General features: G+C 60.2%; 7 protein-coding genes and 1 tRNA gene. 6 read left to right on the forward strand and 2 right to left on the reverse strand.

Translation table 11 applies throughout. The features are described from left to right. Positions 1 to 51 precede the first annotated feature (51 nt). Positions 52 to 1,473 (forward strand): sigma 54-interacting transcriptional regulator, encoded by a 1,422-nt coding sequence (locus tag Q0K07_RS05795; protein WP_294557647.1) that lies wholly within the window; start codon positions 52 to 54, stop codon positions 1,471 to 1,473. 91 nt (positions 1,474 to 1,564) lie between these two features. Here the strand turns inward: Q0K07_RS05795 and Q0K07_RS05800 are convergent, their stop codons facing one another. Next, positions 1,565 to 2,455, reverse strand: a complete 891-nt coding sequence (locus tag Q0K07_RS05800; protein ID WP_294557649.1) for a lysophospholipid acyltransferase family protein — start codon at positions 2,453 to 2,455, stop codon at positions 1,565 to 1,567. Continuing rightward, complete coding sequence (locus Q0K07_RS05805) at positions 2,452 to 3,111, reverse strand: lysophospholipid acyltransferase family protein (protein ID WP_294557651.1); 660 nt, start codon at positions 3,109 to 3,111, stop codon at positions 2,452 to 2,454. Before Q0K07_RS05805 ends, Q0K07_RS05800 begins: the two co-directional genes overlap by 4 nt. Before the next feature lie 69 nt (positions 3,112 to 3,180). On the opposite strand from Q0K07_RS05805, the gene Q0K07_RS05810 reads away from it, so the two are divergent. The 5 genes from Q0K07_RS05810 (at position 3,181) to Q0K07_RS05830 (ending at position 7,602) form a co-directional block, all read left to right on the forward strand. Further along, positions 3,181 to 4,038: a pseudouridine synthase gene (locus Q0K07_RS05810; RefSeq protein ID WP_294557654.1), complete on the forward strand. Its 858-nt coding sequence runs from the start codon at positions 3,181 to 3,183 to the stop codon at positions 4,036 to 4,038. A gap of 145 nt (positions 4,039 to 4,183) precedes the next feature. After that, positions 4,184 to 5,716, forward strand: a complete 1,533-nt coding sequence (locus tag Q0K07_RS05815; protein ID WP_294557657.1) for a M17 family metallopeptidase — start codon at positions 4,184 to 4,186, stop codon at positions 5,714 to 5,716. 233 nt (positions 5,717 to 5,949) lie between these two features. Beyond that, positions 5,950 to 6,735, forward strand: a complete 786-nt coding sequence (locus tag Q0K07_RS05820) for a tRNA 2-thiocytidine biosynthesis TtcA family protein (protein WP_294557660.1) — start codon at positions 5,950 to 5,952, stop codon at positions 6,733 to 6,735. Between the two features lie 59 nt (positions 6,736 to 6,794). Then, positions 6,795 to 7,445: a phosphatase PAP2 family protein gene (locus Q0K07_RS05825; RefSeq protein WP_294557663.1), complete on the forward strand. Its 651-nt coding sequence runs from the start codon at positions 6,795 to 6,797 to the stop codon at positions 7,443 to 7,445. A gap of 82 nt (positions 7,446 to 7,527) precedes the next feature. Beyond that, positions 7,528 to 7,602: transfer RNA gene (locus Q0K07_RS05830), tRNA-Gln, on the forward strand.

A 7,602-nucleotide genomic window follows, 5' to 3' on the forward strand; every position in this document is an offset into this window, starting at 1 on the left:
TGACCGTGACGATGATGCTGCAGGGTGAGATGCCCGGAAGGGAGTAGAGTCTTGTCAGTCCCAAGGTTGTCTCAGGACATTTTTGAAATTTTATACAAGAGCGATGTCGGCATCGCCATCTGCGATGGCGAGGGCCGTTTTGTCTGGGGCAACCCTCAGTATCAGCGCATCAGCAAGTTTGAAGTGCACAAGGTTGCAGGTCAGCATATTCTGGACATCATGACCGCCCACTCCGTCAATGTGCAGGGGGCGGAGAACATGTTTTCCATGGTGCTCAACAGGCGTTCCTCCTATACCTGCATGGTGGACTTCAATACGGGACACGACACCATCGCCACGGCGACCCCCGTGTTCAACGAAGACGGCTCACTTCGCTGGCTCATGTACTATCTGGTGGACTGCGACCAGGTGTTTCAGATGCAGCAGCAGCTTGCCGAAGTGACGGAGCGCATGGAAGTCAGCCAGAAGCAGCTTCAGGAAGCGCTTTTTGAAAAAGGGGGACTGGACAGCTATGTGGTCCACGACGGCAAGATGCTCGATATCTATGCCGCAGCTCTCCGCATGGCGCAGGTCACCGCCACGGTGCTCATTCTCGGGGAAACGGGCACGGGCAAGGATCATCTGGCCAAGTTCATTCACAATGCGGGCAACAGGAAGGACAATCCCTTTGTTCATGTGAACTGCAGTGCCATCCCGGAAAATCTCTTTGAATCGGAACTGTTCGGCTATGAGGCCGGATCGTTTACGGGCGCTTCACGTCAGGGGAAGATGGGGCTTATCGAATTTGCCAACCACGGCACTCTGTATCTGGACGAAGTGGCGGATCTGCCCCTCAACATGCAGACAAAGCTCCTGCTCGTGCTGCAGAACAAGAAGCTTACCCGCATAGGTGGCGTGAAGGGCAGGGCGGTGGATGTGAGGGTCATTGCGGCCACCAACCGGGATCTTCAGAAGATGGTGGCGGACAAGCTGTTCCGCGAGGATCTCTATTACCGGCTGAACGTGCTGGAGATACAGCTTCCTCCTCTGCGGGACCGCAAGGACGACATCATTCCCTTCATTCAGTTTTTTGTGGAGCGTTTCAACGAGCGCTACAAGATGCACAAGAAGTTCAGTCAGCACGCGCTGCACTGTTTTCTTCATTATGACTGGCCGGGAAACGTGCGGGAGCTGGAGCACCTTGTGGAAAGGCTCGTCATCATGTCCCCCGAGGACTTCATCGGCGAGGAGCTGCTGCCGGAAAAGTTCAGAACGGCGGATAAGAAGACGCCCACGCTGGAGAAGGGAAGAAAGCTCAAGGATATTCTGGAAATCGTGGAAGAGCAGGTGCTGAGAAAGGCCATAGCCTCTTCCCCTTCCCTGAAGGAGGCCGCCGACCGCCTGGGGATTGAGCTTTCCACCCTGACCAGAAAAAAGCAGAAATACGGCATTTACCTTAAAAAGGAATATGGCGAACGCGAAAGCGAAGAGTAGGCCGCAGAAGCGTTGTGCCTGAGACGCCTCTCCGGCTGGCCTGCCGAAGAGGCGTCTTTTTTTCTTTCAGAAGGATGTACAGGCCGCTTTTCTAGGCCTCTTTGTGCTTGGTCTTCCAGCGGTTGTGCATCCAGAACCATTGTTCGGGATTCTTGCGGATGAAATTCTCTATGGCCTGGGTATAGAAGGCGGCGGCGGTCTTCACCTGTTCGTCGCGGGAACCTTCCAGCAGCGCGGTATCCATGGGTTCCTGCATGCGGAACACATAGTTTTTCCCGTCGCGGACAAGGGCCACGGGCCAGATGAGCGCCTTGGCCCGCACGGCAAGCAGGGCGGGTCCCATGTTCACGGCCGCCACCTCATCCAGGAAGGGCAGAAATTCCGCCTCCGCAGGGGAGGTGTTGTGATCCACCAGAAAGGCCACGATGCCCTTGCGGTGCAGGGCGCGTATCACGCTCATGGCCGCGTTCCGGTGCCCCACCATATCCGCGCCGGTGGCCTCGCGGCAGGAGGCGATGAAGGCCTGCACGGCTTCGTCGTGGTAGCGGCGCACCACCACCATGCGGGGCCGCGGCGCTTCATAGAGCTGCCCCAGCATGGAGGCCAGAAGCTCCCATGAGCCGAAATGGGCCGTGGCCGCCACGATGGGCCGCTCGCAGGAGCGCAGTCTTTCCATGAGTTCCGGGGATTCGATGCGCAGGCGCGGGGAACGCATGCCGAATTTTCCGGTGAGCAGAATTTCCAGGAAGGAGCGGCCGGTATGACAGAAACTGGCATGGGCCGTGCGTTCCGCCTCTTTTTTCTGCATGCCGAGGTGGCGCATGATGTTGTTCACGGCGAGTCTGCGGCGGGAAGGCACCAGGTACCAGATGAGGTGGCCGACGCCGTTGCCGAGCAGGGCGATGCCGGGAAAGCCCAGAAGGCGCAGGCCCCTGCCGACGACCTTGAGCAGGGCAAGGCGGAACTGTTCGCTTCTCGTCATGCGGAAACTCCGGGAATAAGTCCTACGGCAAGCTCGTTCAGTTCCTTTTCCAGGCGTGCGCTGGCCTTCTCCAGCGTGGCTTCCTCGATATCGGGAATTTCCTTTCTGCCTTCATCCCAGGCATGGCCGAAGCGGATGGTCACGCCGGAAAAGGGCAGGGGAACCTGAAATTTGTCCCATGTGGGGCAGCGCAGGGCGTGTTTCTGATAGATGCGCACGGGCATGATGCGGGCGTTGGTGCGGTTGGCGAGGAAAAAGGGGCCTTCCTTGGTCTTGTGGCGCGGGCCGGCCGGGCCGTCCACGGTGATGCAGGCATGAACAAGTTCCTGCTTCATCATATGCGCGAGGCTGAGCAGTGCGCGCACGCCGCCTCTCGTGCTGGAACCGCGCACGGCTCCCACGTTTTTTGAGGCGAGAATGCGGGCCAGCATGTCGCCGTCGGAACTCGGGCTGACGATGGAAACCACCCGCAGGTGGCGCGAGACCGGAATGAGGGAAAAAAGTTCGTCATGCCAGAGGCAGAAGATGATGCGTTCTCCTCTGGCGTGTATGGCGTCGACTTCCGCGCGGTTTTCTTCCCTGATGCGGAGCGTGGCACAGATGGCAGAGTAGAGGGTGACGAAGAGCGAAGAGGTAAGGGCTGGAGGAAGATGCATATCTCTCTGATCTTGTTAAAGGAAAGGAAAAACGTGCCCGCCCGGGGGTATATGGTCTTGACGGATGATATGATAGCCCACATTATCCCGATGTGCCAGTGGAGAATGATGACTTTTTCCCGGGGATTCTGCCCCGGCCGGGAGTGGAGAAGCAGAGTGGCGGAAGGCGTCAGACTGAACAAGGCTCTGGCGGACGCCGGCGTGTGTTCGCGCCGCAGGGCCGATGAACTTGTTTTTGCCGGAAGAGTGCGTGTGAACGGAACCGTGGCGGACAGCCCCGGCGTGCGCGTTGCGCCGGGAGATCGCGTGGAGCTGGACGGTCGGCCTGTGCTTCTCAAGGCGGCGGAGGAAAAGGCGTGCTGGCTCATGCTCAACAAGCCCGTGCGCATCGTTTCCACGGCCAGTGACCCTGAAGGGCGGGAAACCGTGCTCGATCTCGTGCCCGATCCGTGGCGGCACAAGCGCCTTTTCCCCGTGGGCAGGCTTGATTATTTTTCCGAGGGCCTGCTTCTGCTTTCCAACGACGGGGAACTCGCCCACCGGCTCACCCATCCGCGCTGGCACCTGGAAAAGGTGTACCATGTGCTTGTGCGCCCGGAAGAGGGGGAGGATTCCGTATCCGGTGCGATTTCCCTCATGCGCCGGGGCATGACCCTGGCCGAAGGGGAGAAGCTTGCCCCCGTGGAGGTAAGGGTGCTTCCTTCTGCGTCTTCCCGGGGCATACTTCTGGAAATGGTGCTTCATCAGGGCCTGAACCGGCAGATACGCCGCATGTGCCGTGATGTGGGCTTTACCGTGCTTCGTCTGAAAAGGGTGAAGGAAGGTCCTCTGGAACTCGGCGCTCTCGCGCCGGGCAGGGTACGGCCTCTTTCCTCCGGCGAGGTAGCGGCGCTCCGCCGGGCCGTGGGGCTGGATGGGGCGGAATGACGGAATGATTTTTCCCGTCCTCCCGCTTTTGCCTCAGGCTGGAGCGGTGATGGGAACGCCGTGCCCGGACACGTTTTTCCGGCGCCGGCGCTGTGCCTTTGTCCCTGCAGGTACGTCAACTGTTCTGCATATATTGAGGTGAATCATGGAAATACGTTTTCAGGCGGGCGGTCCTTCCCGGTGGAAGGCCGACGTTGTGCTCAGCTTTGTGTTTGAAGGGGAACATGGGGAACATGCCTGCCCGGAGCTTGAGGAACGCGCTCCCTGGCTCGGCATTGCTCCGGCGTGGCGCGATTTCCGCGGCCGCAAGGGGGAACTGGTCATGTTCTACGGGCCCGAAGCCATGGAAGTGTCCCGCGTGCTCGGCGTGGGACTCGGCAAGGCCGACAAGGCGGACATGACTTCGTTCCGTCATGCCGTGGGCAGCGCCCTGCGCCGCTGCCGTGAATACGATCTGGAAACCGTGGGATTGGACGGCGCTTCCCTCGCCCGCGTGGCCGCGCGCCTGGGCGTGGATTTTGCCGTCCTTGTGCGCGAAGCGGTCATTTCCGCCCTCCTCGGGCTGTATCGCTATGAGCGCTGGCTGAGCGAGAAGAGCGCACATGCCGATCCGCGCTGGCTGGCGCTGCTCCTGGAAGGGGAATTTGTGGAAAATGATGTGCGCTCTGCGGCGCGCATGGCCGAGGCCGAGGCTGCGGGGCTCATGCTTGCCCGCGATGCGGCCAATGATCCGGCCAACGTGATGACTCCCTCTGCCTTTGCGGAAAAGGCGCGGGAAGTGGCGGCGCGGCACGGCATGGCCTTCCGCGTGCTGGGGCCGGAGGAACTTGCGGCCGAGGGCATGCAGGCCTATCTGGCCGTGGCCAGAGGTTCGGCCGAAGAACCCCGCATGGCCGTGGTGGAATATACGCCCAAGGGAGCGGAGGGGCGCGCCCCGGTGATTCTCGTGGGCAAGGGCCTCTGCTTCGATTCCGGCGGCATCAGCCTGAAGCCCGCCAAGGGCATGGGAGACATGAAGGGCGACATGTCGGGCGCGGCTGCCGTGCTCGGCGTCATGGAGGCTCTGGGCCAGCTCGACGCCTCCTCCGCTCCCGCCCGCCCCGTGGTGGGAATCATGGCCTGCGCGGAGAACATGCCCGGCGGGCACGCCACGCGCCCCGGGGATATCGTCACGGCAAAGAACGGCAAATCCATTGAAATCGTGAATACCGATGCGGAAGGCAGGCTTGTGCTGGCCGACGCCCTTGCCTGGGCGCAGGAACAGTATCAGCCCTTCCGTCTGCTGGATATCGCCACCCTCACGGGGGCGTGCGCCGTGGCTCTCGGCCTGGGAGCGGCGGGCGTGTTTTCTGAAGACGACGCCCTTGCCGAAGAGCTCTGTCATGCGGGAACGACGCTTGGGGAACGCAACTGGCGTCTTCCTCTGTGGAATGCCACCAGCCTTGAAGCGCTGAAGAGTCCCTGTGCGGACATGGTGAATTCCGGCCCGCGTGAAGGCGGGGCCATTCATGCGGCCGTGTTCCTCCGGCAGTTCATCCGCGAAGGGGTGACGTGGGCCCATATAGACATGGCGGCCGCCGACATGGGCGAAAGCCCCATCAATGCCAAGGGCGCGACGGGATTCGGCGTGCGTACGCTGCTTTGTGCCGCCCTGAGCGACGGGCATATGCTGCAGTAAAAAAGGCCGGACTCCGGCTTCGGAAAGAGCGGGGAATATCCCCGCTCTTTCTGTCCGCGGCAGAGAAAGGCCCTGCAGACCGGGCAGTCTCACAAGGCTGCCCGGTGAGGGACGCAGGCCCTTGCGTACCGCCCGGACTTGAAGTTGTTCTTCCGAGCGGGTATGTGTTCCCACAGGCCCGCCGGCATCTTGAGCGGCGTGCGGAATCATTGTTCAGTTTCAGGGAGAAGAGTGTGAGCCGGATAAGCAAGCTCAGCTATGCCCAGCAGGTATGCGTGAAGGCTGCGGGCAAGGCCATGCAGAGTACGGGAATGCTGCGCCCCGGCGCGCGTGTGGGCGTGGCCGTATCGGGAGGGGTGGACAGTTTTGTTCTGCTCAAGGTGCTGCAGATACGAAGGCGCATCGTGCCTTTCCCCTTCGAGATCATGGCGCTTCACCTCAATCCGGGTTTTGATCCGGAAAATCATGCTCCTCTGGCCCGGTGGCTGGCGGAGGAGGGCATTGCCGGGCATCTGGAAGTGACGGATTACGGGCCGCGCGGACACTCGGAGGAGAATCTGCGCAATTCCGCCTGCTTCTACTGTGCGCGTCTGCGCCGCAAGCGTCTGTTCTCCCTCTGCAGGGAGTACCATCTCACCCATCTTGCCTTCGGCCACAACAACGACGACCTTGTTTCCAATTTTCTCATGAATCTCGTCCAGACCGGAAAGGTGGCGGGCATGAGCATGAACGAACCCTTCTTCGGCGGGGCGCTTCAGGTCATAAGGCCGCTCATGCTGCTTTCCAAGGCGGAAATCATGCGTGCGGCCAGACAGTGGGAACTGCCGGTGTTTGCCAATCCCTGCCCTTCGGCGGGCAGAACGAAGCGCGCGGACATGATGGACGTGCTCGATGCCATGTGCGCCGGCAGCAAGGTGAGAAGAAAGAATATCTTCAACGGCCTTGCCCGCTGGCAGTGGGAACAGAACCGCCTTGACGGCGCCGAGATTGACGGCGACGGCGCAGGCGGCATAGAGTAGGCGCAGCCGGGCCCCTGCGCCCGGATGTTCGTGCTTGAGAAAAGCCGGTATCTCCGCCCATGATGCGGAACATCATTCATAACGAGGCTTCCATGTTCCAGATTATCGATCAGTCTTTGTTTGAAGTCATCAACATCTCGGCGCACAATGCGGTCTTCAATTTCATCATGCCCCTGTTTTCCCAGGTCTGGCTCATGTGGGTGGGCGCGTTCATCTGCGTGACGGCCTACGCCGTGCACTGCTGGCGCAGTTCTCTGGAACCTGTGGGCCGCGTTCTTATGCTCGTGCTGCTCATGGGGCTTTCCGTGGGCGTGACCGATCTTACCACCAGCGCGCTCAAATCCTCCATCAACAGGGAAAGGCCCTGTCAGGAAGTCATGGGCACCAACTATTATGCGGCGGAAACGGATCAGTGGATCGTTGTGGACCAGTACACCACGGAAACCGACGGTCTCGGCGGTTCCATGCCTTCCTCGCCTGCGGCGGCGTGCATGGCCGTGGCCGTGGTGCTGTCCATGCTTTTCTACCGTTCCAATCCCTGGGTGTACCTTCTGCCGTTCTGCGTGGGCTTTTCTCAGATCTATGTGGGCAAGAATTACCCCTTCGACATTATAGTGGGCTGGATTATCGGCCTGCTTTCCGTGATTGCCGTATGGTGGATATGTCATTTGATTATCATACGATTTTCTTCCCACAGAAGAATCGGCTGAGTTTTTTTTCCGGAAAAATCTGAATTTCTGAAAACAATCGCTTGACATCTCCGGCGATTCTGGTAAGTTCTTTTCTCGCTGATGGGCTATCGTTCAATTGGCAGGACGTCGGATTCTGGCTCCGATAATCAAGGTTCGAGTCCTTGTAGCCCAGCCA

Source organism: uncultured Mailhella sp. (assembly GCF_944324615.1).
Lineage (GTDB): Bacteria > Desulfobacterota > Desulfovibrionia > Desulfovibrionales > Desulfovibrionaceae > Mailhella.

Excerpts from the sequence above, each read along its gene's own strand:
- Q0K07_RS05800 (WP_294557649.1), bottom strand. The coding sequence starts at position 2,455 with ATGACGAGAAGCGAACAGTTCCGCCTTGCCCTGCTCAAGGTCGTCGGC.
- Q0K07_RS05805 (WP_294557651.1), bottom strand. The coding sequence starts at position 3,111 with ATGCATCTTCCTCCAGCCCTTACCTCTTCGCTCTTCGTCACCCTCTAC.
- Q0K07_RS05810 (WP_294557654.1), top strand. The coding sequence starts at position 3,181 with ATGATAGCCCACATTATCCCGATGTGCCAGTGGAGAATGATGACTTTT.
- Q0K07_RS05815 (WP_294557657.1), top strand. The coding sequence starts at position 4,184 with ATGGAAATACGTTTTCAGGCGGGCGGTCCTTCCCGGTGGAAGGCCGAC.
- Q0K07_RS05825 (WP_294557663.1), top strand. The coding sequence starts at position 6,795 with ATGATGCGGAACATCATTCATAACGAGGCTTCCATGTTCCAGATTATC.